This is a genomic window from Roseomonas sp. KE0001, from assembly GCF_016107285.1.
In the GTDB taxonomy this organism is placed as follows: Bacteria; Pseudomonadota; Alphaproteobacteria; order Acetobacterales; family Acetobacteraceae; genus Pseudoroseomonas.
The window spans coordinates 510813-536146 of the sequence record NZ_RCVQ01000003.1 but is presented as its reverse complement, the minus strand read 5'-3'; the positions used below and the strand labels follow the sequence as shown (position 1 = coordinate 536146).

At 73.3% G+C, this 25334-nt stretch carries 21 protein-coding genes and 1 other RNA gene; all 22 read left to right on the top strand.

The annotated features are described in order from the left end of the window. Positions 1-124 precede the first annotated feature (124 nt). Positions 125-880 (top strand): TerB family tellurite resistance protein, encoded by a 756-nt coding sequence (locus D9598_RS09060; protein WP_198366111.1) that lies wholly within the window; start codon positions 125-127, stop codon positions 878-880. Beyond that, entirely contained in the window at positions 877-1644 is a 768-nt protein-coding gene (locus D9598_RS09055; protein WP_370591973.1) for an N-acetylmuramoyl-L-alanine amidase, read from the top strand. Before D9598_RS09060 ends, D9598_RS09055 begins: the two co-directional genes overlap by 4 nt. A 135-nt stretch (positions 1645-1779) precedes the next feature. After that, positions 1780-2192, top strand: an RNA gene (rnpB, locus tag D9598_RS09050) — RNase P RNA component class A. A gap of 283 nt (positions 2193-2475) precedes the next feature. Then, on the top strand, positions 2476-2949 hold the full coding sequence (gene mraZ / locus D9598_RS09045) for a division/cell wall cluster transcriptional repressor MraZ (protein ID WP_198366110.1): 474 nt from the start codon (positions 2476-2478) through the stop codon (positions 2947-2949). Next, a complete protein-coding gene (gene rsmH, locus D9598_RS09040) occupies positions 2946-3881 on the top strand; it encodes a 16S rRNA (cytosine(1402)-N(4))-methyltransferase RsmH (RefSeq protein ID WP_198366109.1) in 936 nt (311 codons plus the stop codon). Before mraZ ends, rsmH begins: the two co-directional genes overlap by 4 nt. Next, positions 3881-4768, top strand: a complete 888-nt coding sequence (locus tag D9598_RS09035; RefSeq protein WP_198366108.1) for a hypothetical protein — start codon at positions 3881-3883, stop codon at positions 4766-4768. Before rsmH ends, D9598_RS09035 begins: the two co-directional genes overlap by 1 nt. A gap of 6 nt (positions 4769-4774) precedes the next feature. Beyond that, positions 4775-6814, top strand: coding sequence for a penicillin-binding protein 2 (locus D9598_RS09030; RefSeq protein ID WP_232477035.1), 2040 nt, complete (start codon positions 4775-4777; stop codon positions 6812-6814). 4 nt (positions 6815-6818) lie between these two features. After that, a complete protein-coding gene (locus tag D9598_RS09025) occupies positions 6819-8282 on the top strand; it encodes a UDP-N-acetylmuramoyl-L-alanyl-D-glutamate--2,6-diaminopimelate ligase (protein WP_198366201.1) in 1464 nt (487 codons plus the stop codon). Further along, on the top strand, positions 8279-9676 hold the full coding sequence (gene murF / locus D9598_RS09020; RefSeq protein WP_198366107.1) for a UDP-N-acetylmuramoyl-tripeptide--D-alanyl-D-alanine ligase: 1398 nt from the start codon (positions 8279-8281) through the stop codon (positions 9674-9676). The genes D9598_RS09025 and murF overlap by 4 nt, the downstream gene beginning before the upstream one ends. Then, entirely contained in the window at positions 9673-10761 is a 1089-nt protein-coding gene (gene mraY / locus D9598_RS09015) for a phospho-N-acetylmuramoyl-pentapeptide-transferase (protein ID WP_198366106.1), read from the top strand. The genes murF and mraY overlap by 4 nt, the downstream gene beginning before the upstream one ends. Next, on the top strand, positions 10761-12155 hold the full coding sequence (gene murD / locus D9598_RS09010; protein ID WP_198366105.1) for a UDP-N-acetylmuramoyl-L-alanine--D-glutamate ligase: 1395 nt from the start codon (positions 10761-10763) through the stop codon (positions 12153-12155). The genes mraY and murD overlap by 1 nt, the downstream gene beginning before the upstream one ends. Beyond that, complete coding sequence (locus D9598_RS09005) at positions 12155-13279, top strand: FtsW/RodA/SpoVE family cell cycle protein (RefSeq protein ID WP_198366104.1); 1125 nt, start codon at positions 12155-12157, stop codon at positions 13277-13279. The genes murD and D9598_RS09005 overlap by 1 nt, the downstream gene beginning before the upstream one ends. Next, positions 13276-14394, top strand: a complete 1119-nt coding sequence (murG, locus tag D9598_RS09000; protein ID WP_198366103.1) for an undecaprenyldiphospho-muramoylpentapeptide beta-N-acetylglucosaminyltransferase — start codon at positions 13276-13278, stop codon at positions 14392-14394. The genes D9598_RS09005 and murG overlap by 4 nt, the downstream gene beginning before the upstream one ends. After that, positions 14394-15830, top strand: coding sequence for a UDP-N-acetylmuramate--L-alanine ligase (gene murC, locus D9598_RS08995; protein WP_198366102.1), 1437 nt, complete (start codon positions 14394-14396; stop codon positions 15828-15830). The genes murG and murC overlap by 1 nt, the downstream gene beginning before the upstream one ends. Before the next feature lie 8 nt (positions 15831-15838). Further along, positions 15839-16741 (top strand): UDP-N-acetylmuramate dehydrogenase, encoded by a 903-nt coding sequence (murB, locus tag D9598_RS08990; RefSeq protein WP_198366200.1) that lies wholly within the window; start codon positions 15839-15841, stop codon positions 16739-16741. Beyond that, on the top strand, positions 16738-17649 hold the full coding sequence (locus D9598_RS08985; RefSeq protein WP_198366101.1) for a D-alanine--D-alanine ligase: 912 nt from the start codon (positions 16738-16740) through the stop codon (positions 17647-17649). Before murB ends, D9598_RS08985 begins: the two co-directional genes overlap by 4 nt. Then, the gene (locus tag D9598_RS08980) at positions 17639-18544 is read left to right on the top strand and encodes a cell division protein FtsQ/DivIB (RefSeq protein ID WP_232477034.1); all 906 of its coding nucleotides are present in this window, start codon (positions 17639-17641) and stop codon (positions 18542-18544) included. Before D9598_RS08985 ends, D9598_RS08980 begins: the two co-directional genes overlap by 11 nt. Continuing rightward, a complete protein-coding gene (ftsA, locus tag D9598_RS08975) occupies positions 18541-19836 on the top strand; it encodes a cell division protein FtsA (RefSeq protein ID WP_198366100.1) in 1296 nt (431 codons plus the stop codon). The genes D9598_RS08980 and ftsA overlap by 4 nt, the downstream gene beginning before the upstream one ends. Before the next feature lie 73 nt (positions 19837-19909). Continuing rightward, positions 19910-21502 (top strand): cell division protein FtsZ, encoded by a 1593-nt coding sequence (gene ftsZ, locus D9598_RS08970; protein ID WP_198366099.1) that lies wholly within the window; start codon positions 19910-19912, stop codon positions 21500-21502. A gap of 277 nt (positions 21503-21779) precedes the next feature. Beyond that, positions 21780-22718, top strand: coding sequence for a UDP-3-O-acyl-N-acetylglucosamine deacetylase (lpxC, locus tag D9598_RS08965; protein ID WP_198366098.1), 939 nt, complete (start codon positions 21780-21782; stop codon positions 22716-22718). Between the two features lie 62 nt (positions 22719-22780). Beyond that, positions 22781-23626, top strand: a complete 846-nt coding sequence (locus D9598_RS08960) for an outer membrane protein assembly factor BamD (RefSeq protein ID WP_198366097.1) — start codon at positions 22781-22783, stop codon at positions 23624-23626. Between the two features lie 21 nt (positions 23627-23647). Next, the gene (gene recN / locus D9598_RS08955; RefSeq protein WP_198366096.1) at positions 23648-25327 is read left to right on the top strand and encodes a DNA repair protein RecN; all 1680 of its coding nucleotides are present in this window, start codon (positions 23648-23650) and stop codon (positions 25325-25327) included. Positions 25328-25334 lie beyond the last annotated feature (7 nt).

Here is a 25334-nt window from a genome sequence, read left to right as displayed (position 1 = left end):
TCCTGTGCCGCCGTCCCGCCGCGCATGCAAGCCCGTTCGCCACCACCCCGTTCGCCACCACATGGCATGGCAGCCTCGCCCGACGCATGGTAGGGGAAGGACAGGGCATGGAGGCAGACCAGTCTTGAGTTTGTGGGGGAAGATCCTCGGCGGCATGACCGGCTTCGCCATGGGCGGGCCGTTCGGCGCCGTCGTCGGCGCGGCGCTCGGCCATGCCGCGGACGAGGGCACGCGGGACGAGCTGGATGCCCGCCCGGAATCCCTGTCCCGCCTGACCAACCGCGACCAGATCTTCTCGGTCAGCGTCATCGTGCTCTCCGCCAAGCTGGCCAAGGCCGACGGGCCGGTGAAGCGGGAGGAGATCGACGCCTTCAAGCGCGTCTTCCGCATCCCGCCCGAGAACCAGCGGCAGGTCGGCCTGCTCTTCGACAAGGCACGCGACGAGGCCGGCGGCTACGAGCCCTTCGCCCGGCGGCTCGGCGAGGTCTTCGCCGACAACCCGACCGTGCTCGAGGAAGTGCTGACCGCGCTGCACCATATCGCCCGCGCCGATGGGCCGATGACGCGGGGGGAGGCGATCTTCCTCGCCCGCGTGCGCCAGTCCTTCCGGCTGAACGATGCCGCCGGCAGCTTCCGCACCGGCTACGACCGGTCCACCCTGGCGCCGCCCCCGGTCACCGACGCCTATGCCGTGCTCGGCGTCTCCGCCACGGCGAGCGACCGGGAGGTGCGCCTCGCCTGGCGCCGGCTGATGCAGGAGCACCACCCGGACAGCCTGGCGGCGCGCGGCGTCCCGGCCGAGGGGGTGCGGCAGGCCTCCCAGCGCGTGGCCGAGATCAATGCCGCCTGGGACAAGGTGAAGCGGGAACGCGGCTTGTGAGGCAGGCGGCGGAGACCGCCCTGCCCTGCCGCGACCGGCCCAGCCCCAACCACGACGAGCGGCCCGGTGGCGCGCCGGTCGATATGCTGGTGCTGCACTACACCGGCATGCCGACGGGCCGCGCGGCGCTGGACCGCCTCTGCGACCCGGCACCCCCGGCCCCGCTGCCGCGCGTCTCCTGCCACTATCTGGTGGAGGAGGATGGCGCGATCTGGCGCCTGGTGCCCGAATCGCGCCGCGCCTGGCATGCCGGCCTGTCCTTCTGGCGCGGCCGCAGCCTGCTGAACGCCACCAGCATCGGCATCGAGATCGTCAATCCGGGCCATGAATGGGGCTATCGGCCCTTCCCCGCGCTGCAGATGGCGGCCGTGGCCGAGCTTTGCCTCGACATCCTGTCCCGGCATCCGATCCCGCCCGGACACGTGGTGGCGCACAGCGACATCGCGCCGGACCGCAAGCAGGACCCCGGCGAGCTGTTCGACTGGCGCGGCCTGGCGGCCAATGGCATCGGCCTGTGGCCCGATGCGGCCGGGGATGACACCGGGGATGGAAGCGGCGAGGACCTGGTGGCGGCCGCCACGCTGCTGCGGCGGATCGGCTATGCCGTCGATCCCGCCGCGCCGCACCTGGCGCTCACCGCCTTCCAGCGCCACTGGTACCCGGAAGGGGTGGATGGCCGGGCCGGCAGCGGAACGCTGCGTCGCCTGGAATCGCTTGCCGCCCTGATGGAAGAACCCGGCAACGCCACACCTTATAATATATAGCTTCCAGGCATTCGCGGCTGTCGCGGGTAGAAGCGTAGCAATAATACACCTTATTCCAGAAAAGCGTTCCACCGGCGGGCGCGGGGCACCGGGCGCATTGACACCCGCCGGGCCCCGGCGCACATGCACACCGCGTCAGACGGCCGGGCGGCCGCTGGTCCCGGACAGGTTCCGGGGCTGGAGGAAAGTCCGGGCTCCACGGGAATACGGTGCCGGTCAACGGCCGGCGGGGGCGACCCCAGGGACAGTGCCACAGAAATCAAACCGCCGGGCCGGCTTGCCGCCCCGGCAAGGGTGAAACGGTGCGGTAAGAGCGCACCGCGCCCCTGGCAACAGGGGCGGCAGGGTAAACCCCACCGGGAGCAAGGCCGAATAGGGGTGGCCGGCGGGAGATCCGCGAGGGTCTCGGCCGCAGGGGCATTCCCGCCCCGCCACCCGGGTTGGCCGCGAGAGGCATGCCGCGAGGCATGTCCCAGAGGAATGGTCGCCCCAGGGTCAGGCTTGCGCCAGGCTCTGGACAGAACCCGGCTTACAGGCCGTCTGACGCTCTTGACTCCCACCCATCACGTTTATTTACCGATTCACGTCGATTCGGCGCTGCGCCGTCTAAGCGCATGTTTTCCGTAATTTTATACAAGCACCGACGCGGGTTTTAAGCTTGCTGCCCAGAGTTAACCCATGATAATCCAGATTATCCCATGAACGGCTCGGAGCTCGGGGGGGCGAGGGGCCGATGAAGGGGATGGTCGGGTAGCTGGCGGGGTCGGGGGGCCCCGCCAGCCGCTTCCCCGGCCGGTCAGGCTTACCGCCGCAGGGGGACAGGGCGGCTTCATGACCCGCTTCATGGGGATGCACACGAATCGGCTGGACAAGAAGGGACGGGTCTCCGTCCCGGCGCCGTTTCGTGCCGTCCTGACCCAGCTGCAGAGCGAGGACCTGATCCTCCGCCCGTCGCACCAGCACAGCTGCCTGGAGGGCTGGCCGGCCACCGTCTTCGACGAGCTGGCGGACCGGCTGGAAGGCTTCGATGTCTTCTCCGAGGACCAGGACGACCTCTCCGCCGCGCTCTATGCCGAGGCATGCCCGCTTCGCCCCGACGCCGATGGCCGGATCATGCTGCCCGAACACCTCATCGCCTTCGCCGGCCTGCAGGAGAACATCGTCTTCATGGGCCGCGGCCGCATCTTCGAGATCTGGGAGCCGGAAGGCGCGAAGCAGCGTGTCGCCCAGAGCCGACTCCAGGCGCGCGAGCGCGGCCTGACCCTGCCGCCGCGCGGCCCGCGCGCGCCGGAGGGCACGGCATGAGCGGGCATCGTCCGGTGATGCTGACCGAGGTCCTGGACAGCCTCGCCCCGCGCGACGGCGCCACCTACCTCGACGGCACCTTCGGCGGCGGCGGCTACGCGCGCGCCATCCTGGAGCGCGCCGCCTGCACCCTCTACGCCATCGACCGCGACCCGGACGCCATCGCCCGTGGCGCCAGCCTGCTCGCCGCCTTCCCCGAGCGGCTGAAGCTGGTCGAGGGCCGCTTCGGCGACATGCTGGAGCTGATGGCCGGCCACGGCGTGGCGGCGCTCGACGGCGTGGTGCTCGACCTCGGCGTCTCCTCCTTCCAGCTCGACCAGGCGGAGCGCGGCTTCTCCTTCCGCGGCGACGGCCCGCTCGACATGCGGATGGAGAAGAGCGGCCCCTCGGCGGCCGATCTGGTGAACCGCCTGCCCGAGGCGGAGCTGGCCGACATCCTCTGGCAGCTCGGCGAGGAGCGGCATTCCCGCCGCATCGCCCGCGCCATCCTGGCCGCCCGCCGCGAATCGCCGATCGAGACCACCGGCCAGCTGGTGCGCATCATCCATTCGGTGATGCCGCGCGATCCCTCCGGGATCGACAGCGCGACGCGCTCCTTCCAGGCGCTGCGGCTGAAGGTGAACGACGAGCTGGGCGAGGTGGAGCGTGGCCTCGCCGCCGCCGCCAGGCTGCTCGCGCCCGGCGGGCGGCTGGTGGTGGTGGCCTTCCACTCGCTGGAGGACCGCATCGTCAAGCGTTTCATGCAGAGCGCCGCGGGCCGCGCCCCAGGCGCTTCGCGCCATGCGCCCTCCGCCATGCTGGCGGCCGGGCGCCGGCCGGAGTTCCGGCTCGTCACCAACAATGCCCTGCGTCCCGGGGAAGCCGAGGTCTCGGCTAATCCGCGCGCCCGTTCCGCCCGCCTGCGGGCTCTCGAGAAGCTGGAGGAGGCCTGATGTTCCGCCCCCTGACCGTGGTTGCCATCCTCGCCTTCAGCGCCGTGGGCTGGCACGTCTACCGCGCGGAGGAGGCGGCGGCGCAGCTCGACCGCGAGCTGCGTGACGTCAGCAGGCGCATCGAGGCGGCGCGCGAGCGCAGCCAGGTGCTGCGCGCCGAATGGGCCCTGCTGAACCAGCCGGAGCGGCTGCGCCAGGTGGCGCAGAAGCATCTGGCGCTGGACACCATGACGCCGTCCCAGTTCGTCCGCATGACCGAGCTGGAGCGCCGCCTGCCGGTGGCCGTGGCCTTCGCCGGCCCGGTGAGCCTGTTCGGGCCGGCGCCGGAGACCGCCCTCGCCGAGGCGGCGCTGCCGGTGCCGCCCGAGCCGCCGGCGGAGGCCCCCGCCCTGGCCGAGGCGCCGCGCCCGGCGCCGATCACCGTCGCCGCCGCGGCGGCGCGGATGCCGGAGGCCCGCCCGGCCCGTGCCGAGTCCCGGCCGCAGGACAGCCGCGCCGCCGAGCCCGCCCCGCGTCCCGCGCCCCGCGCCGTGGAGACCGTCCGGGAGGCGCCGCACGCCGCCAGCCAGCTCGCCGCCGCCCGCGCCGCGCCGGCGCCGCGCCGCCCGGTGCCGGCGGTGGACAGCGCCCGCGAGGCCCCGGCGGCCGTCGTGGCGGCGCCGGCCGTCCGCGCCGTCCCGCGCGGCCCGCTGGTCGCCGACACCCGCCCGGCGCCGCGCCCCGACCTGCTGCGGACCGCCGCCCATGTCTCCGCCGCCCGCGCCGTCGCCGCACCCGGCAATGCCGCGCCGGGCGGTTCCTCGCTCGGCATGGTCGGCGGCAGCAGCCTGGCCCCGCCGGTGCCGATGGCCGCGCCGGTCCCCGTTCGCCCCGGCACCTGGCAGTAGGCCGCCATGATGCCCATCCAGCCGCCCTCGCCCGATTCCCCGCCACTGCGCCGCCCGGTCCTGTCCGCCACCGGCGACGGGCCGGCGCCGCATGAGGAGTCGCTGCCCGGCGTGACCGTGCGCGTCACCGGCCCGGACCTGCAGCGCCGGGCCCAGCTGGAGCGGAGTCGCGGGCGGCTGGTGGTGGCGGCGCTGGGCTTCGGCGCGCTCTTCCTCGCGGTGGCGATGAAGGCCACCTGGTCCACCGTGATCGCCCCGGCCGAGCCGAAGCGGCTGAACGCCGCCGTGCGCGCCCTGCAGCCGCCCTCGCTGCATGTCGCGAGCCGCGCGCCGATCACCGACCGCAACGGCGAGATGCTGGCCATCTCCCTCCCCGTCACGGCGCTGATCGCCAATCCGCGCGTCATCCACAATCCGACCGAAGTGGCCGACCGCCTGCGCACGGTGATGCCGCAGCTGGAACGCGAGCGCCTGATCGAGCGGCTCTCCGGCGACCGCGGCTTCGTCTACATCTCCCGCGCCCTGACCCCGCGCGAGCAGCAGGGCGTCATCAACCTCGGCATCGCCGGGCTCGACTTCGAGGAGGCGGAGCGCCGCTACTATCCGCAGGGCCGCGCCGCCGTGCACGTGCTCGGCAATGTCGATGTCGATGGCAAGGGCGTCTCCGGCATCGAGCGGCGCTTCGACGAGCGCCTCTCCACCGACCGCGAGACGCCGCTGCGGCTGTCGATCGACGTGCGCGTGCAGCTCGCGCTGCGCGACGCGGTGAGCAAGGCCATCGCCGACTTCAACGGCATCGGCGGCGCGGGGGTGGTGCTCGACATCAACACCGGCGAGGTGATCTCGATGGTCAGCCTGCCGGACTACGATGCCGGCGACATCGGCGGCGCGACACCCGACGAGCGTTTCAACCGCGTCACCGTCGGCGTCTACGAGCCGGGCTCGACCTTCAAGCTGCTGACCGCCGCCGCCGCCCTCGAATACGGCACCGCCAACGTCAACACCTCGAGCTTCGACGCCTCGCGCCCGATCCGCTTCGGCCGCTTCACCATCAGTGACTACAAGGGCAAGAACCGCTGGATCACCTTCCCTGAGGTCCTGGCCTATTCGTCCAACCTCGGCGCCGCGCACATGGCGCAGACCTTCGGTCCGCAGCGCCAGCGCGAGTTCATGAAGGCCGCCGGCATGTTGGCGCGGCAGCAGATCGAGCTGCCCGAGGCCGCGCTGCCGCTCGCCCCGCCGGCCAACAGCTGGCGCGACATCAACATGTTCACCATCGCCTTCGGCCACGGCATCAGCGTGACGCCGCTGCATGTGGTGACCGGTGTCTCGGCGATCGCCAATGGCGGCATCCTGCGCCAGCCGACGCTGCTGGCGCAGCCGCCCGGCGCGCAGCGCGAGGGCGTGCGGCTGATCGGCGAGCGCACCAGCGAGACGATGCGCCGGCTGATGCGCCTGGTCGTCACCGACGGCTCGGGCAAGAACGCCGATGTCGCGGGCTATTTCGTCGGCGGCAAGACGGGCACGGCGCAGAAGACCGGCCCGCGCGGCGGCTACCTGATGAACAAGCGCATCGCCGCCTTCGTCGGCGCCTTCCCGATGAACGCGCCGCGCTACGCGCTCTATGTCATGGTCGACGAGCCGAAGCCGAACGCCAAGAGCTACGGCTACGCCACCGCCGGCTGGGTGGCGGCGCCGGCGGCGGGCTCGGTGATCGCGCGCATCGCGCCGATCCTCGGCCTGGTGCCCGAGGATCCGGGCAATCCCCAGATCGTCGCCGCCACCTCCATCCCGCTGCAGCCGGGTCGGCCGCGCGCCTCGGTGGCGGCCGGCGCCGCCACCCCGGCCGCCAGCCGCGCCGCCGAGCCGCCCCGCGCGGCGGCGCCCCGCCCCGCCGCCACGCCGCGCGATGACGCCGCGCCGCCCGTGCTGCCGCGCGCCGTGCCGATGCCGACCCTGCCCGGCCGCGCCGCGCCGGGGGCGCTGCCGCCGCCTGTGCCGCTGCGCCTCACCTCCAACCAGGGAGCGGGCCTTGCGGCTCGGTGACCTGATGCGGCAGGCGGTTCCGGCATCCACCCAGGGCTGGCCCGGCGGCAATGCCGAGATCCTCGGCCTGACCGCCGACAGCCGCGCCGTCCGCCCCGGCTATCTCTTCGCCGCCCTGCCCGGCGCGCGGGCCGATGGCCGTGCCTTCATCGAGGAGGCGGTGGCCCGTGGCGCCGGCGCGGTGCTGGCGCCGGAGGGAACCGAATGGCCCGCCGGGGTGCCGCCGCGGCCGCTGCTGGCGGTGGCCGACCCGCGGCGCGCCCTGGCCCGCCTGGCCGCAAGCTTCTTCGGCCAGCAGCCGGCGAAGGTCGTCGCCGTCACCGGCACCAACGGCAAGACCAGCACGGTCGATTTCCTGCGACAGATCTGGACCCTGGCCGGCAGCAAGGCGGCCTCGCTCGGCACGCTCGGCCTGCGCGCGCCCGGCTTTCCCGAGACGCCGTCGCTGACCACGCCCGATCCGGTGGTGCTGCACCAGACCCTGGCCGGGCTGGCCCGCGCCGGCGTGCAGCACGCCGCGCTCGAGGCCTCCTCGCACGGGCTGGAGCAGCGGCGGCTGGACGGGCTGATGCTGACCGCCGCCGGCTTCAGCAACCTGACGCGGGACCATCTCGACTATCACGGCGACATGGCCGCCTATGCCGCGGCCAAGCTGCGCCTCTTCGACACCCTGCTGGACCAGGGCGACCACGCGGTCGCCAATGCCGACATGGCGCCTGAGCTGCTGGAGGCGCTGCGCCGCATCGCCCGGCGGCGGCACCTGAAGTTCCACACCGTGGGCGAGGCCGGCGAGCAGATCCGCCTGCTGCGCCACGCGCCGCGCCCCGAGGGGCAGGAGATCGCGCTGGACGCCTTCGGCCGCCGCGCCGATCTGATCCTGGCGCTGCCCGGCCGCTTCCAGGCCGACAACGTGATGCTCGCCGCCGGCCTGGCCGTCGCCTGCGGCCTGCCGGCCGACCGGGTGCTCGCCCTGCTGCCGCGCCTCGTCGGCGTGCGCGGGCGGATGGAGCTGGCGGCGCGGCTGTCCCACGGCGCCGCCGTCTATGTCGACTACGCCCATACGCCGGACGCGCTGGAGCGGCTGCTCACCGCGCTGCGTCCGCATGCGCTTGGCCGGTTGCACGTGGTCTTCGGCGCCGGCGGCGACCGCGACCCGGGCAAGCGGCCGCTGATGGGCGCGGTCTGCGCCCGGCTGGCCGACCACGCCATCCTGACCGATGACAATCCGCGCACCGAGGACCCGGCGGCGATCCGCGCCGCCGTGCGCGCCGGCATGACGGGCGAGGCCGAGGTGACCGAGATCGGCGACCGCGCCGCCGCCATCGCCGCCGGCCTGGCCGCGCTGGGGCCGGGGGATGTGCTGGCCATCGCCGGCAAGGGGCACGAATCCGGCCAGACCATCGGCACCGAGACCCTGCCCTTCGACGATGCCGGGACGGTGCGCCGCCTCGCCGGCGGCGGCGCATGAGCCCGCTCTGGACCTCTGGCGAGCTGCGCGAGGCGACCGGCGGGACGGCGCCCGACGGGCTCGACATCCGCGGCATCGGCATCGACAGTCGCGCGGCCGGCCCGGGCGAGCTTTTCGTCGCGCTGCGCGACGCGCGGGACGGGCACGACTTCGTGGCCGATGCGCTGGCGCGCGGCGCCGCCGGCGCCATGGTGGACCGGGATCCGCCGGGCGTGGCGGCGGGCGCGCCGCTGCTTCGCGTGCGCGAGACGCTGGCCGGCCTCACCGCCCTCGGCGCCGCCGGCCGCGCGCGCAGCCAGGCCCGCATCGCCGCCATCACCGGCAGCGTCGGCAAGACGACGACCAAGGAGATGCTGCGCCACGGCCTCTCCGCCCTGGCGCCGACCCATGCCGCCGTCGCCAGCTACAACAACCAGTGGGGCGTGCCGCTGACCCTGGCGCGCATGCCGCGCGGGGCGGCCTACGGCGTCATCGAGATCGGCATGAACCACCGGGGCGAGATCGCCCCCCTCGCCCGGCTGGCGCGGCCGCATGTGGCGGCGATCACCACGGTGGAGGCGGCGCATATCGGCCATCTCGGCTCCCTCGAGGAGATCGCCGAGGAGAAGGCCGATATCATGGAAGGGCTGGCGCCCGGCGCGCCGGTCGTCCTGCCGCGCGATTCCGCGATGTACCCGCTGCTGGCCCGGCGCGCCGCCCGCGCGGGCCTCGCCGTGACCGGCTTCGGTCTGGATGCGGCGGCCGAGGCGCGGCTGCTCGACTATCACGGCGGCGCCGAATCGGGCGAGGCCGCGATCGCCTTCCGCGGCACCCGCCACCACCTCCCGCTCGCCGCCCCCGGCCGCCACCTCGCCCTCAACGCCCTGGCCGCGCTGGCCACGGCGGCGGCGCTCGGCGCCGATCCGGCCGACTTCCTGGCGGCGCTGGCGGGCTTCCGCCCCGGCGCCGGACGTGGTGGCCGCGCCACCCTGGTCCTGGCCGGCGGCACCGCCCTGCTGATCGACGACAGCTACAACGGCCAGCCGCCGGCCATGCGCGCCGGGCTCGGCGTGCTGGCCGCCCAGGCGGGGCGGCGCATCGCCGTGCTGGGCGACATGCGGGAGCTGGGCGAGCACGGACCCGCATTGCACGCATCCCTGCTGCCGGATGTTCTGGCCGCCGCCGATCTGGTATTTTGCTGCGGTGCACTGATGCGCGGCCTGTACGACGCCCTGCCGGCCTGCCGGCGCGGCGCGCATCGGGAGAGCAGCGAAGAACTGGCCCCGCTGGTCGTGGGGGCCGTGCGTCCGGGCGATGTCATTCTGGTGAAGGGGTCCCTCGGCAGCCGCATGGCGGCGGTCGTGAAGGCCCTGACATCCGCGCGCGGGGAAGCGCGCGAAGGGGCGCATTCATGATTTTCAATCTCCTGTCCCCCCTCGGGGACGGGCTCATCCTCTTCAACCTGTTTCGCTACGTCACCTTCCGGGCCGGCGCGGCCTGCATGACGGCGCTGTTCATCTGCCTGTTCCTGGGGCCCTGGGTGATCGGCTGGCTGCGCAGCTTCCAGAACGGCGGCCAGCCGATCCGCACCGACGGGCCGGAGGGCCATCTGCTGACCAAGAAGGGCACGCCCACCATGGGCGGCGTGCTGATCCTGCTCGGCCTGGTCTCCTCCACCCTGCTCTGGGCCGATCTGCGCAACGGCCTGGTCTGGGCGGTGCTGCTGGTCACGCTGGGCTATGGCCTGCTGGGCTTCTGGGACGACTGGCTGAAGGTCACCAAGCGCAACACCAAGGGCGTCTCGGGCCGGATGAAGCTGGTGGTGCAGGCGGGCGTCGGCCTGCTCACCGCCATCTGGATCACCCTGCTGATGCCGGCCGAGCTGTCGACGCACCTGACCATGCCCTTCTTCAAGGAGGCCATGATCAACTTCGGCATCTTCTTCCCCGTGCTGGCGATGCTGGTGATGATGGGTGCCTCCAACGCGGTGAACCTGACCGACGGGCTGGACGGGCTGGCCACCGTGCCGGTGATGCTGGCCGCCGCCGTCTTCGCGCTCATCGCCTATCTCGTCGGCAACCGCGTCTTCGCCGACTACCTGCAGCTCAACGGCGTTCCCGGCACCTCCGAGCTGGCGGTGTTCTGCTCGGCGCTGATCGGCGCCGGCCTCGGCTTCCTGTGGTTCAACGCCCCGCCGGCCAAGGTCTTCATGGGCGACACCGGCAGCCTCGCCCTCGGCGGCGCGCTCGGCGCGGTGGCGGTGGCGACGAAGCACGAGATCGTGCTGGCCATCGTCGGCGGCCTGTTCGTGGTGGAGACGGTCTCGGTCATCATCCAGGTCTTCTGGTACAAGCGCACCGGCCGCCGCGTCTTCCTGATGGCGCCCCTGCACCACCACTTCGAGAAGAAGGGCTGGGCCGAGCCGACCATCGTCATCCGCTTCTGGATCATCGCCATGATCCTGGCCCTCGTCGGCCTCAGCACGCTGAAGATCCGCTGATGACCGCGCCCCTCGCCCTCGCCGAACGCACGGATTTCGCGCCCTTCGCCGGGCAGCGCATCGCCGTGGTCGGGCTCGGCCGCGCCGGCCTGCCGGCGGCGCTGCGGCTGCGGGGCTGGGGCGCCGGGCTGCTGTGCTGGGACGACCAGCCGGCCGGCCGCGCGGCGGCCGAGGCCGAGGGCCTGCCCGTGGGCGACCCCGCCGCACGGCCGGGCTTTCCCTTCGACGCGCTGCTGCTCTCGCCCGGCATCCCGCACCGCCTGCCGCGGGCGCATCCCGCCGCCGCGGCGGCCGCGGCCGCCGGCGTGCCCGTGCTCTGCGACGCCGAGCTGCTCCATCGCGCCCTGCGCACCGCGGGCAGCACGGCGCGCCTTGTCGGCATCACCGGCACCAACGGAAAGTCCACCACCACCGCGCTGATCCACCACCTGCTGCGGCAGGCCGGGCGGATCTCGGCCGTGGGTGGCAATCTCGGCCCGGCCGCCCTCGGCCTGCCGCTGCTGCCGGGGGACGGCACCTACGTGCTGGAGATGTCGAGCTACATGCTGGAGCGCGTCGAGACGCTGCGCTTCGACGTGGCCGTGCAGCTGAACCTGACGCCCGACCATCTCGACCGCCATGGCGGCATGGAGGGCTACGCGGCCGCCAAGGCGCGCATCTTCAACCGCCAGGGCGAGGGCGATGCCGCGGTGATCGGCATGGACGATGCCAGCGGCCCGCGCTTCGCCCACGCCACCGCCGCGCGCGTGATCCCCGTCTCGGGCGGCACGCCGCAGCCGGGCGGCGTCTGGGCCGAGGGTCGCCTGCTGCGCGACGACGGCGGCATCCTGGCCGATCTCGACGAGGCCGCCGCCCTGCCCGGCCGCCACAACGCGCAGAATGCCGCCGCCGCCGCCGCCACGGCGCTCGCCCTCGGCCTGCCGCGCGAGGGCCTCGCCGCCGGCCTCGCCAGCTTTCCCGGCCTGCCGCACCGGCAGGAGCGCGTCGGCGCGCGCGACGGCGTCGTCTTCATCAACGACAGCAAGGCGACCAATGCCGACAGCGCGGAGCGGGCCCTGGCCAGCTACGACCGCGTCGTCTGGATCGCCGGCGGCGTGCCGAAGGCGGGCGGCATCGACAGCCTGGCGCCGTGTTTCCCGCGTATCGCCCGCGCCCTGCTGATCGGCCAGAGCGCGGCGGACTTCGCCGCCACCCTCTCCGCCGCCGGCGTGCCGGTGGAGATCGCCGGCACGCTGGAGGCGGCGGTGCCGGCGGCGCTGGCCGCCGCGCGCGCGCTCGGCGCCGGCGTGGTGCTGCTCTCGCCGGCCTGCGCCAGTTTCGATCAGTTCAGCGGCTTCGACGCGCGGGGCGACGCCTTCCGCGCCCTCGTCGCCGCCTTGCCGGAGACCGTGTGATGGCCCTCTCCCGTGCCGATACCTCCGTCGTCGGGCGCTGGTGGTGGACGGTGGACCGCTGGACGCTCGCGGCCCTGCTGATGCTGGTAGGCTTCGGCTATGTCATGCTGCTGGCGGCGAGCCCGGGCGTGGCGCAGCGCATCGGCGCCTCCTCGCGCGACATCTTCATCCTGAAGCAGGTCTTCTTCCTGGCCGCCGCCACCGGCGTCATGGTCGCCATCTCGCTCATGTCGGTGAAGCAGGTGCGGCGCGTGGCGCTGCTGGGCTTCCTGGGCGCGCTGCTGCTGACCGCCGCGACGCTGTCGATCGGCGTCGAGATCAAGGGCGCGCGGCGCTGGATCCATCTTCCCGGCATGACCATCCAGCCCTCCGAGTTCCTGAAGCCCTGCTTCGCCGTGGTCGCCGCCTGGCTGCTGGCCGAGGCCAGGACGCTGGGACGCTGGGCGCCGGCGGCCGCCATCGTGATGTTCCTGATGGTGGTGGCGGTGCTGGCCAAGCAGCCGGACATCGGCATGCTGCTGGTCGTCGCCTCGGTGTTCTGCGCGCAGCTCTTCATCGTCGGCATCAACATGATGCTGGTGGGCGTCTGCGGCGTGGCCGGCGTGCTGGGCGCCATCGCCGCCTATTTCACCCTGCCGCACTTCCAGTCACGCATCGACCGCTTCCTCGATCCCGCCTCGGGCGACACCTACCAGGTGACCATCGCCATGGAGGCTTTCGGTCATGGCGGGCTGCTCGGCGTCGGCCCCGGCGAGGGCCGGCTCAAGGGCCTGCTGCCCGACGCGCATGCCGACTTCGTCTATGCCGTCGCCGGCGAGGAGTTCGGCCTGGTCATCCTGCTGCTGATCCTCGGCGTCTTCGGCTTCATCGTGCTGCGCGGCCTGCTGCGGCTGCTGGGCGAGAAGGACATGTTCATCATCCTGGCCGCCACCGGGCTGCTGACGCAGTTCGGCCTGCAGGCCTTCATCAACATGGGCTCGGCGCTGCACCTGATCCCGACCAAGGGCATGACCCTGCCCTTCATCTCCTACGGCGGCTCCTCCGTCGTCGCGGTGGCCGCCGGCATGGGCATGCTGCTGGCCCTGACGCGGCGGCGCATCGCCCGCATGGCGGAGGGCGCGTGAGCGCTCCCATCGTCATCGCCGCCGGCGGAACCGGCGGACACTTCTTCCCCGCCGAGGCGCTGGCGGCGGAGTTGCTGCGGCGCGGCCACCGCATCGCGCTGATGACCGATGCGCGCAGCGCCGATTACGTCACCCCCTCCTTCGCGCAGGGCGAGCGCTACGTGCTGAAGGGCGCGGGCCTCGCGGGCCGCGGCCTCCGGCGCGCCGCGGCCGGGGCCGTGGCGATGGCGGCCGGCATGGTGCAGGCGCGGCGGCTGCTGCAGGGCCTGCGCCCCAGCGCCGTCGTAGGCTTCGGCGGCTACCCCTGCGTGCCGCCGCTGCTGGCCGCGCGCAGCCTGGGGGGCGCCCGCCGCCCGGCCACCATCCTGCACGAGCAGAATGCCGTGCTCGGCCGCGCCAACCGCCTGCTCTCCGCCGGGGTCGACGCGCTGGCCCTGTCCTTCGAGGCGACGAGCCGGGTGCCGCGCGGCGCCCGCACCGCGGTGGTCGGCAATCCGGTGCGCCCGGCCCTGGCCGCGCTGGCCGGGCGGGAGTTCCACCCGCCACAGGGTCCGGTGCGGCTGCTGGTGCTGGGCGGCAGCCTGGGCGCGCGCGTCTTCTCCGACATCGTGCCCGCCGCCGTCGCGCTGCTGCCGCCGGCGCTGCGCGCGCGCCTCGCCGTGGTGCAGCAGACGCGCACCGAGGACCTGCCGCGCGTCCGCGCCGCCTACGAGGAGATGGGCGTGCCGGCCGAGCTCGCGCCGTTCTTCGGCGATGTCGCGCGGCTCTACGACACGGCGCATCTCGTGGTGGCGCGGTCCGGCGCCTCGACCATCGCGGAGCTCGCCTGCGCCGGGCGCGGCGCCATCCTGGTGCCGCTGCCGCACGCGATCGACGACCACCAGACCGCCAATGCGCGCGCCCTGGCCGCCGCCGGCGGCGCCACGGTGATGCCGCAGCCGGGCTTCACGCCCGCGGCGCTGGCCGCCGAGCTGACGCGGCTGATCGAAGCGCCGGGCGGCCTGGCCGCGGCCGCCGCCGCCGCCGCGCGGCTGGCCGCCCCGGACGCGGCCGCCCGCCTCGCCGATCTCGTTCTCTCCCGCGCGGATGCGCGCCAGTCCCAGGATGCTTCGTGATGCGCGCCCTGCCGCTCAATATCGGTCCCATTCATTTCGTCGGCATCGGCGGCATCGGCATGTCGGGCATCGCCGAGGTGCTGCACAATCTCGGCTACCAGGTGCAGGGCAGCGACATCGCCGAGGGCTACAATGTCGAGCGGCTGCGCGCCGCCGGCATCTCGGTCATGGTCGGGCATGACGTGGCCAATCTGGGCGCCGCCCAGGTCGTCGTCACCTCGACGGCGGTGAAGCGCGACAACCCCGAGGTGGTGGCGGCGCGCCAGCGGCTGATCCCGGTGGTGCGCCGGGCCGAGATGCTGGCCGAGCTGATGCGGCTGAAATGGGGCATCGCCATCGGCGGCACGCACGGCAAGACGACGACGACCTCGCTGGTCGCGACCGTGCTGGAGGCGGCCAGGCTCGACCCCACCGTGATCAATGGCGGCATCATCAACGCCTACGGCACCAACACCCGCCTCGGCGAGGGCGACTGGATGGTGGTGGAGGCGGATGAGAGCGACGGCTCCTTCCTGCGCCTGCCCGCCGTCGCCGCCGTGGTCACCAACATGGACCCGGAGCACCTCGACCACTGGGGCACCGAGGAGGCGATGAAGCAGGGCTATGCCCAGTTCGTCGGCAACATCCCCTTCTACGGCTTCGCGGTGCTGTGCGCCGACCACCCAAACGTGCAGGCGATGATCCCGCAGATCGACCGCCGCCTGATCACCTACGGCTTCTCGCCACAGGCCGATGTGCGGGCCGAACGGCTGATCACCGACCGCATGGGCGCCACCTTCGAGGTCACGGTGCAGGACCGCGCGACGGGCCGCAGCCGCAGCCTGAAGCCGATGCGCCTGCCGATGCTCGGCCAGCACAATGTGCAGAACGCGCTGGCCGCCATCGCCGTCGGCATGGAGATGGACATCGATGAGGGCACCATCCGCTCGGCCCTGGCCGGCTTCAAGGGGGTGAAGCGGCGCTTCACCCGCGTCGGCGAGGCCAACGGCATCCAGATCATCGACGATTACGGCCATCACCCGGTCGAGATCGCCGCCGTGCTGAAGGCGGCGCGGCAGGCCGGGGCGCGCGACGTCATCGCCGTGGTGCAGCCGCACCGCTACAGCCGCCTGCAGGCGCTGTTCGAGGACTTCTGCCAGTGCATGAACGATGCCGGCACCGTCATCGTGGCCGACGTCTATGCCGCCGGCGAGGCGCCGATCCCGGGCTTCGACCGTGATGCGCTGGTGGACGGGCTGCGCGCCCACGGCCACCGCAGCGTCGTCCCCCTGCCCGGCCCCGACAGCCTGCCGGAGATGGTGAACGCCATCGCCAAGCCGGGCGACTACGTGATCTGCCTCGGCGCCGGCAATATCACCGGCTGGGCGCATGGCCTGCCGGAGCAGCTGGCCGCGCTGCAGCCGCGCGGTCCGCGCCTGGCCGGAGGCAGCCGGTGAGCCGCGCCATGCCGCAGGACACCCTCCCCGCCCTGCCGCCGCTGCGCGGCCGCGTGCAGGAGGCGGCGCCGCTCGCGCCGCTGACGTGGTTCCGCACCGGCGGCCCGGCGCAATGGCTGGTCCGCCCCGCCGACGCGGAGGACCTTCTGCTGCTGCTGCGCGACCGCCCGCGGGATTGCCCGGTCACGGCGATCGGCGCCGCCTCCAACCTCCTGGTGCGCGACGGCGGCGTGCGCGGCATCGTCGTCAAGCTGGCGCGCGGCTTCTCGGAGGTCGCCGTCGAGGCGGACGGCCTCGTCGCCGGCGCCGCCGCGCTGGACGTGACCGTGGCCGAGCATGCCGCGGCGGCGGGCCTCGCCGGCCTCGAATTCCTTTGCGGCATTCCGGGCACCATCGGCGGCGCGGTGGCGATGAACGCCGGCGCCTACGGCGCGGAGGTGAAGGACGTGCTGGACTGGGCCGAGGTCGCGACACCCTCCGGCCTGCTGCGCCTCACCGCCGCCGAGCTCGGTTTCGCCTATCGCCGGGCCGTCCTGCCCGAGGGCGGCATCGTCACCCGCGCCCGGTTCCGCGCCGCGCCGGGAGAGGCCGGCGCCATCGCCGCGCGGATGCACGAGATCCGCGCGGCGCGCGAGGCGGCGCAGCCGGTCCGCGCGCGCACCGGCGGCTCGACCTTCAAGAACCCCGAGGGGCACAAGGCCTGGGCGCTGATCGACGCCGCCGGCTGCCGCGGGCTGCGGCGGGGCGATGCCCAGGTTTCGGAGAAGCATTGCAATTTCCTGCTCAACCTCGGTGCCGCCACGGCCGCCGATCTTGAGGATCTCGGCGAAGAGGTGCGCGCGCGCGTCGCCGCGCGGTCCGGCATGGCGCTGGACTGGGAGATCCGCCGCATCGGGGAGGTCTCGGCATGAACCACATCGCCGTTCTGTTCGGCGGCATCTCGGCGGAGCGCGAGGTTTCGCTCTCGACGGGGGCGCAGGTGGTCGCGGCGCTGCGCGAGGCGGGCTTCGCCGTCACGCCCATCGAGGTGACGCGGGACCTGCCGGGCCTGATCGCGGCGCTGCAGGCGGCGCGGCCCGACGCGGTGTTCAACGCGCTGCACGGGCGCTTCGGCGAGGATGGCTGCGTGCAGGGGGTGCTGGACTGGCTCGGCCTGCCCTACACGCATTCCGGCGTGCGCGCCTCGTCGGTCGCCATGGACAAGGCGGCGTCCAAGGCGGTCTTCGCCGCGCACGGGCTGCCGCTGGCCGAACACCGCGTGGTGACGCCGGCCGAGCTGGAATCGGCCGATCCGATGCCGCGCCCCTATGTCGCGAAGCCGGTGAACGAGGGCTCCTCGGTCGGCGTGCACATCCTGCGCGAGGGCGACAACCGCCGCGCCGAGATCGCGCGCGGCTGGCGCTTCGGCCCGGCCATCATGGTCGAGGAATACATCCCCGGCCGCGAGCTGACCGTCGCCGTCATGGGCGGCCGCGCGCTGGCCGTCACCGAGATCGACACCGGCCGTGTCTTCTACGACTACGACGCCAAGTATGCCGAGGGCGGCAGCCGCCACCGCATCCCCGCCGAGGTGCCGGACGCCATCGCCACGGCGGCGAAGTCGGTCGCGCTCCGCGCCCATGAGGCGCTGGGCTGCCGCGGCATCAGCCGCTCCGACTTCCGCTACGACGATGCCACCGGCCGGCTGGTCCTGCTCGAGGTGAACACCCAGCCGGGCATGACGCCGACCAGCCTGGTGCCGGAGCAGGCGGCGCATTGCGGCATCAGCTTCCCCGAGCTCTGCGCCTGGCTGGTGCGGGAGGCGCGCCATGGCCCATAGCCCGACCCGCCTGCGCACCGAGGACCGCGCCCGGCTGGCGGCGGAGGGCCGCGCCCAGGCGACGTCGCGGCGGCCGAGCGGCGTGCGCCTCTGGCTGCGCCGCCGCCGGCCGATGCTGCGGCCGGCGTTCTACGTCGCGCTCGGCCTCGGGCTGCTGGGCGGCGGGGCCGTGCTGGTCTCGGCCCTGGACCCCGCCGGGCGCTTCTCCTGGCTGTCCGAGAACCTGGCCGAGGCCACCGGCGGGGCCGGCATGGTGGTGGGCGAGATCATCGTGCGCGGCCAGCAGAACACGCCGCGCGAGCTGATCCGCGCCGCCATCGGCACGCGCGTCGGCGATCCGCTGCTGGGCTTCTCGCCCGAGCAGGCCAAGGCCCGGCTGGAGAGCATCGCCTGGATCGAGAGCGCCGAGGTGCAGCGCCTGCTCAACGGCAGCATCGTCATCGAGATCCATGAGCGCCGGCCCTTCGCGATCTGGCAGCACCAGGGCGAGTTCGCCGTGGTCGACCGTGACGGCCGCGTGGTCTCGGCCGACACGCTGGATGCCTTCGGCCCGCTGCCGCTGCTGGTCGGCGAGGGCGCGCACCACCGCGGCGCGGCGCTCTACGACGCGCTCTCCACCGAGCCCGAGGTGCGCCGCCGCACCCAGGCGCTGGTGCTGGTCAGCGAGCGGCGCTGGAACCTCAGGCTGCACAACGGCACCGACGTGCTGCTGCCGGAATCCCACGAGGCCGCCGCGATCCACCGCCTCGGCGAGTTGCAGCGGAGCAGCGCGCTGATGGACCGGCCGCTGGTCGCCATCGACATGCGCCTGCCCGACCGGCTCGTCGTGCGGCAGAACCCGCAGCCCGAACCGATCGCCGAACCGCCCAAGGGGCGAAGGAGCGGACGCGGATGAGCCGGATGGCCCGCATCATCGGCCCGGGCGAGCCGCCCGCCCCGCCGCCCAAGCGGCGCCGCGCGCGCGGCGGCCCCTATGGCGTGATCGATATCGGCAGCAGCAAGATCGTCTGCCTGATCGCCCGCGTCGAAGGCGACGGCCATGCCCGCGTCCTGGGCTGCGGATGGCAGCGCGCGCGCGGCATCAAGGGCGGCAACATCGTCGATCTGCAGGAAGCCGAGCTCTGCATCCGCGCCGCGGTCGCCCAGGCCGAGGAGGCGGCGGAGATCAAGCTGTCCGGCGCCATCGTCAACCTCTCCTGCGGCCAGCCGAGTTCGCGGCTGATGAGCATTCAATGGCCGATCGGCGGCCGCGCCGTGACCGAGGCGGATCTGCGCGCCGTGCTGGGCGAGGGCCGCCGCCGCGCCGCCGATGAGGGGCGCGAGACGGTGCACGCCACCACACTCGGCTTCACCATCGACGCCACGCCCGGCGTCGAGGATCCGCGCGGCATGGTGTGCGAGACGCTGGCCGCGCAATTGCACCTTGTCGACGCGGCCTCCGCCTCGCTGCGCAATCTTGGCGTCTGCCTCGCCGGTTGCGACCTGGAGGTGGAGGAGCTTGTTTCGGCGCCCTTCGCATCCGCTCTTTCTGTCCTGGTGGAGGATGAGCGTCAGCTGGGCGCGACCGTGGTGGACATGGGCGGCGGCACCACCAGCCTCGCCGTCTATGGCGAGGGTCATCTGCTGCACACCGCGCAGATCCCGGTCGGTGGCTGGCAGGTGACCAACGACATCGCCCGCGGTCTGGCGACGCCCATCGCGCATGCCGAGCGCATCAAGATCCTGGAGGGCAGCGCGCTCGACAGCGCCGACGACGCCAAGGCGATGATCGGCGTCTCGCGCGTCGGCGAGGACGAGGATCATCTGGTGCAGATCCCGCGCAGCCAGCTCGGCAGCATCATCCGCCCGCGAATCGAGGAGACGCTGGAGCTGGTGCGCGACCGTCTCGACGCCGCCGCGCTCGGCCGCGACGCCGGTTCGCGCGTCGTTCTCACCGGCGGCGCGAGTCAGCTGGTCGGCGTGCGCGAGATGGCGGCGAGAATCCTGGATCGCCCGGTGCGCATCGGGCGGCCGCAACCGATGCGCGGCGTTCCAGAATCCGCGCAAGGACCCGACTTTGCCACAACTTTGGGACTAGTCGCATGGGGCACCGGAGAGGGCCGTCCGCTCCTGGATATCGACCCCGGTCCCGAGCGTGGAAACGGTCGATTTATTCGTCTCGTCAACTGGCTTCGCGAGCGCGTCTGATGCAATCTGTACGCGGTCACGATTCGCTTCATCCGTCACGCCACACGCCCGCTACCCGAGGAGATTCGCTGCAATGACGCTGAACCTGACGATCCCGCGCCAGCAGCACACGGACTTCAGTCCGCGCATCACCGTCGTCGGTGTCGGCGGTGCCGGCTGCAACGCCGTGAACAACATGATCGCGATGGGTCTCGACGGCGTCGAGTTCCTCGTGGCCAACACGGACGCGCAGGCGCTGGTGAACAGCCGCGCCGAGCGCCGCGTGCAGCTCGGCCCGCACCTGACCCAGGGCCTGGGCGCCGGTGCCAAGCCGGAGATCGGCCGCGCGGCGGCGGAAGAGGCGACGGAGGATCTGGCGCGCCATCTCGAAGGCATGCACATGGTCTTCATCACCGCCGGCATGGGCGGCGGCACGGGCACCGGCGCGGCGCCGGTCATCGCGCGCATGGCGCGCGAGCGTGGCATCCTGACGGTCGGCGTCGTGACCCGGCCCTTCGACTTCGAGGGACCGAAGCGGCGGCGCGCGGCGGAGGCGGGGCTCGACGAACTGCAGACCTATGTCGACACGCTGATCGTCATCCCGAACCAGAATCTCTTCCGCAAGGCGAATGAGCGCACGACCTTCGCCGAGGCCTTCAAGATGGCCGACGACGTGCTGCACATGGGCGTGCGCGGCGTCACCGACCTGATGGTCAATCCCGGCCTGGTGAATCTCGATTTCGCCGATATCCGCACCGTCATGGCGGAGATGGGCAAGGCGATGATGGGCACCGGCGAGGCCGAGGGCGAGGACCGGGCGGTGAAGGCCGCCGAGGCCGCCATCAGCAACCCGCTGCTCGAGGACACCTCGATGCTCGGCGCGCGCGGCGTGCTGATCAACATCACCGGCGGCTACGACATGACGCTGTTCGAGGTCGACGAGGCCGCGAACCGCATCCGCCGCGAGGTGGACGAGGAAGCGAACATCATCTTCGGCTCCTCCGTCGACGAGGAGATGAATGGCCGCCTGCGGGTCTCCGTCGTCGCCACCGGCATCGATGCGGTGAAGGACGTTGCGGCGGAGAAGCCGGTGAAGGTCGTCGCCATCGGCGGCGGCGCGCCGGTCGCCGCGGTCGGCACCGCCACGGTGCCGCCGGTCTCGCGCGGTGTGATCGGGGCGCCGACCGCGCCGCGCCCGGCCATGCCGCAGGCGGCCGCGCCGGTCCGCGTCGGCCCGCCCGGCGCGCCGCTGCAGGCCGCGCCCACCTTCGGCGCGCCGCGCCGCCCGGCCGGCATGGCGACACCGGCGACCGTGACCCCCGCCGTGGCGCCGCAGCCGACGGCCTATGAGGCCCCGGCGGTGCCGGTCGAGGCCCCCTCGCCCGAGGAGATGCCGGCCGCCGTGGGTCAGCCGGAGCAGGGCCGCGCGATGCAGCCGCGCATGGCGCCGACGCCGGTCTCGGCTCCGCCGGCGGGTGGCGGCTTCAATCTCTTCCGCAAGGCCACCGGGCTGATGCGCCGCAACCTGGTTGGGGATGCCGAAGTGCCGCCTGCGCCCCGCCCGGTCGCCCCGCAGCCGATGGCGCCCCAGCCGCAGGCGCCGCAGCCTGCCGCGCCGCGCGCCGCCCAGCCGGCCGAGGAGATGGGGCTCGACATCCCGACCTTCCTTCGTCGCCAGAGCAACTGACGCCGGCGCGACGGACAGGCGCCAGCCTGACCGTTCCTGACGTAACAAGAGGGCCTCGCATCCTGGATGCGGGGCTCTTTTTGCATCGCAAAAACCGATTAGAAACAAAAGCTTCCCTGCGTAACCTCGACAGAAATATACGGAAACAAGGGTTTATTCGCCCGTGACGCGTCCCGGTGCCATCTAGACACTCAGGCAGGCAGCTTCTCGGGCTTGCCCGACGTGACCAGTGACCCCTTCGTGACCCTTGTATCGACCGAGTGACCCAGAGGCAGTGATGGACGGATTCTTCGTGGCAGGCATGGGACGGCGCAGGACGCTCAAGGCGTCCATCGGCTGCGTCGGCATTGGCCTGCACTCCGGACGTCGCGCCTCGATGACGCTGCACCCGGCCGCGGCCGGCGAAGGCATCGTCTTCCGCCGCACCGATCTCGGCCTCGAGATCCCGGCGCGCTACGACCTCGTCTTCGACACCCGCCTCTGCACCGCCATCGCCCTGCCCGGCCAGCCGCATGCGCGCATCGGCACCATCGAGCATGTCATGGCCGCCCTCTCCGCCTGCGGCATCGACGATGCCGTGATCGAGGTGGACGGGCCGGAGGTGCCGATCCTCGACGGTTCCGCCGCGCCCTTCGTCTTCCTGATCGACTGCGCCGGCACCGTGACCAGCCTGATGCCCCGCCATGGCATCGAGGTGCTCAAGACCATCCGCGTGCAGGAGGGCGAGGGCCCCGGCGCCGCCTGGGCCATGCTCGAGCCCTCCGCCACCCCCGGTTTCGAGGCCGCCCTTGAGATCGACTTTCCCTCCACCGCCATCGGCCGCCAGAGCCTCTCCCTGCGCGTGACCGAGTCGAGCTTCCGCCAGCTTCTGGCCGATGCCCGCACCTTCACCCTGGCCGAGGATGTCGCCCGCCTGCGGGCCGCCGGCCTGGCCCAGGGCGGCAGCCTCGCCAATGCCGTGGTGGTGGACGGGCCGCTGGTGCTGAACCCGGGCGGCCTGCGCCATGCCGATGAATGCGTGCGGCACAAGCTGCTGGACGTGGTGGGCGATCTGGCCCTGGCGGGCGCGCCGCTGTCCGGCCGCTTCTCCGGCAGCCGCTCCGGCCATGCGCTGAACAACCGCCTGCTGCGCGCCCTCTTCGCCGACGAGCAGGCCTGGCGCTGGCAGCAGGATGGCGCCCTGGCGCCGTCCTACGCGGAGCCGGTGGCGGCCTGAGGGCGGCCACCGACCTGCCCCCCATCGCCTTCATCGGGCAGGCGTGGTATGGAGCGAGCGCCATGCGCAGCCGCCTGAACCGGACCCTCCGCCTCTCTCTCCTGCTGGCCACGCCGCTCCTCGCGGTCGGGTGCAGCTCCTGGGACGGCCGCAGCTCCTCGCTGCAGGCCCGTGCCAATCTCGCCGCGGAAACGCCGGAGGCCCTCTATGCCGCCGGCATCGACGCGCTGCGGCAGGAGCGCTACCAGCAGGCCCAGGAATTCTTCGACGCGGTGGAGCGGGAACACCCCTATTCCACCTGGTCCACCAGCGCGCGGCTGATGTCGGCCTATTCCGACTACATGCGCAACCGCTACACCGAGGCGATCGGCGCGCTGGACCGCTTCATCCAGCTCCACCCCGCGCATCGCGACATCGCCTATGCCTACTACCTGCGCTCGCTCTGCTACTACGAACAGATCGTCGACGCGCAGCGCGACCAGCAGACCACCGAGACCGCCCTGGCCCAGTTGCAGGAGGTGGTGAACCGCTTCCCCGACACCGCCTATGCCCGCGACGCGCGGCTCAAGATGGATCTGGCGCGTGACCATCTGGCCGGGCGCGAGATGAACATCGGCCGCTTCTACCAGTCGCGCGGGCTCTACGCGGCGGCCATCGGCCGCTTCCGCCGCGTGGTGGACGAGTTCCAGACCACCAACCACGTGCCCGAGGCGCTGCACCGGCTGACCGAGATCTACCTCTCCCTCGGCCTGACCGACGAGGCGCGCAAGACCGCCAGCGTGCTCGGCCACAACTACCCCGGCAGCCGCTGGTACCAGGATTCCTACGCCCTCCTGGTGGAAGGCGCCCCCGCGGCGGATGCCGAGCGTCCGGGCCTGCTGAGCCGCGCCTGGAACTCTGTCTTCTGAGCCGCGTTGCCGGGGCGGCCCATGCTGACCTCCCTCGCCATCCGTGATGTGGTGCTGATCGAGCGACTCGACCTGTCGCTCGGTGCCGGCCTGACCGTGCTGACCGGCGAGACCGGCGCCGGCAAGTCCATCCTGCTCGACAGCCTGGGCCTCGCCCTGGGCCAGCGCGCCGAGGCCGGCATGGTGCGCGCCGGCCAGCCGCACGCCTCCGTCGCCGCCTGCTTCCATCTCGCCGCCGAGCACCCGGCCCAGCTCCTGCTCGCCGAGCAGGGCATCGAGGCGGAGGAGGATCTGGTGCTGCGCCGCGTGGTGCAGGCCGATGGCCGCTCGCGCGCCTTCGTCAACGACGAGCCGGTCGGCGTCGGCCTGCTGCGCCGGCTCGGCGCCCTGCTGGTCGAGGTGCAGGGCCAGCACGATCAGGTGGGCCTCGCCGATCCGGCCACCCATGCCGGCCTGCTCGATGCCTTCGGCGGGCTGGAGGGCCGGCGCGAGGCGGTCGGCGCCGCCTGGCGCGCCTGGCGCGGCGCCGAGCGGGTGCTGGCCGAGGCGCGCGAGGCCATCGCCCAGGCGCAGCGCGACGAGGAATGGCTGCGCCACGCCGTGGAGGAGCTGTCGGGCCTGGCCCCGGTCGAAGGCGAGGAGGATGTCCTGGCCGATGAGCGCCAGGCCATGCAGCAGGGCGAGCGCCGGGCCGAGGCGGTCTCCTCCGCCCTCTCGGAGTTGCAGCCGCGCGACCGGCGCGGCGGCACCGGCCCGGCCGCGGCGCTGCGCAACGCCGCGCGCGCCCTGGAGCGCCTGCCGCCGCCCAACGAGGAGGCGGCGCCGGTGCTGGCGGCCATCGGCCAGGCGCAGGACGCGCTGGCCGAGGCGGAGGCCCTGCTGGAGCGGCTGGGCGCCGATCTCGGCCCCGATCCGCGCCGGCTCGAGCAGGTGGAGGAGCGGCTCTTCGCGCTGCGCGCCGCCGCCCGCAAGCATGCCGTGGCCGTGGTGGAGCTGCCCGGCCTGTTGCAGGACCTCAGCGCCCGGCTGGCCGCGCTGGATGCCGGGGCGGAGCGCGCCGCCGCGCTGGAGGCCGCCGCCGGCGCCGCCCGCGCCGCCTATGCCGAGGCCGCCGGCGCGCTGTCCGCCGCGCGCGCCGCCGCCGCCCGGCGGCTGGAGAAGGCCGTGGCGCAGGAGCTGGCGCCGCTGAAGCTCGACCGCGCCCGGCTGCATATCGAGCTGGCCCCGCGCGAGGAGCGCGCCTGGGCCGCCGACGGGCAGGATCGCGTCACCTTCCTGGTCACCACCAATCCGGGCCAGAAGCCGGGCCAGCTGGAGAAGATCGCCTCGGGCGGCGAGCTGTCGCGGCTGATGCTGGCGCTGAAGGTGGTGCTGGCCCGCGGCTCGCCGGTGCCGACCCTGGTCTTCGACGAGGTGGACAGCGGCATCGGCGGCGCCACGGCGGCGGCGGTGGGCGAGCGCCTCGCCCGCGTGGCCGAGCGGCTGCAGGTGCTGGTGGTGACGCACAGCCCGCAGGTGGCGGCGCGCGGCGACCAGCACTGGCGGGTGTCCAAGGGCGTGCGCGCCGACCGCGCCGAGACGCGGGTGGAACCGCTGGACGTCGCCGCCCGGCGCGAGGAGCTGGCGCGGATGCTGGCCGGCGAGACGGTGACGGAGGCGGCGCGGGCGGCGGCGGATTCGCTGCTGGGCGGGCCGGCCTGACGGACGG

Bases quoted from the DNA above. Each gene is read 5' to 3' on its own strand.
- mraZ (WP_198366110.1), top strand. From the start codon at position 2,476: ATGACCCGCTTCATGGGGATGCACACGAATCGGCTGGACAAGAAGGGA.
- rsmH (WP_198366109.1), top strand. From the start codon at position 2,946: ATGAGCGGGCATCGTCCGGTGATGCTGACCGAGGTCCTGGACAGCCTC.
- D9598_RS09035 (WP_198366108.1), top strand. From the start codon at position 3,881: ATGTTCCGCCCCCTGACCGTGGTTGCCATCCTCGCCTTCAGCGCCGTG.
- D9598_RS09030 (WP_232477035.1), top strand. From the start codon at position 4,775: ATGATGCCCATCCAGCCGCCCTCGCCCGATTCCCCGCCACTGCGCCGC.
- D9598_RS09025 (WP_198366201.1), top strand. From the start codon at position 6,819: ATGCGGCAGGCGGTTCCGGCATCCACCCAGGGCTGGCCCGGCGGCAAT.
- murF (WP_198366107.1), top strand. From the start codon at position 8,279: ATGAGCCCGCTCTGGACCTCTGGCGAGCTGCGCGAGGCGACCGGCGGG.
- mraY (WP_198366106.1), top strand. From the start codon at position 9,673: ATGATTTTCAATCTCCTGTCCCCCCTCGGGGACGGGCTCATCCTCTTC.
- murD (WP_198366105.1), top strand. From the start codon at position 10,761: ATGACCGCGCCCCTCGCCCTCGCCGAACGCACGGATTTCGCGCCCTTC.
- D9598_RS09005 (WP_198366104.1), top strand. From the start codon at position 12,155: ATGGCCCTCTCCCGTGCCGATACCTCCGTCGTCGGGCGCTGGTGGTGG.
- murC (WP_198366102.1), top strand. From the start codon at position 14,394: ATGCGCGCCCTGCCGCTCAATATCGGTCCCATTCATTTCGTCGGCATC.
- murB (WP_198366200.1), top strand. From the start codon at position 15,839: ATGCCGCAGGACACCCTCCCCGCCCTGCCGCCGCTGCGCGGCCGCGTG.
- D9598_RS08985 (WP_198366101.1), top strand. From the start codon at position 16,738: ATGAACCACATCGCCGTTCTGTTCGGCGGCATCTCGGCGGAGCGCGAG.
- D9598_RS08980 (WP_232477034.1), top strand. From the start codon at position 17,639: ATGGCCCATAGCCCGACCCGCCTGCGCACCGAGGACCGCGCCCGGCTG.
- ftsA (WP_198366100.1), top strand. From the start codon at position 18,541: ATGAGCCGGATGGCCCGCATCATCGGCCCGGGCGAGCCGCCCGCCCCG.
- ftsZ (WP_198366099.1), top strand. From the start codon at position 19,910: ATGACGCTGAACCTGACGATCCCGCGCCAGCAGCACACGGACTTCAGT.
- lpxC (WP_198366098.1), top strand. From the start codon at position 21,780: ATGGACGGATTCTTCGTGGCAGGCATGGGACGGCGCAGGACGCTCAAG.
- D9598_RS08960 (WP_198366097.1), top strand. From the start codon at position 22,781: ATGCGCAGCCGCCTGAACCGGACCCTCCGCCTCTCTCTCCTGCTGGCC.
- recN (WP_198366096.1), top strand. From the start codon at position 23,648: ATGCTGACCTCCCTCGCCATCCGTGATGTGGTGCTGATCGAGCGACTC.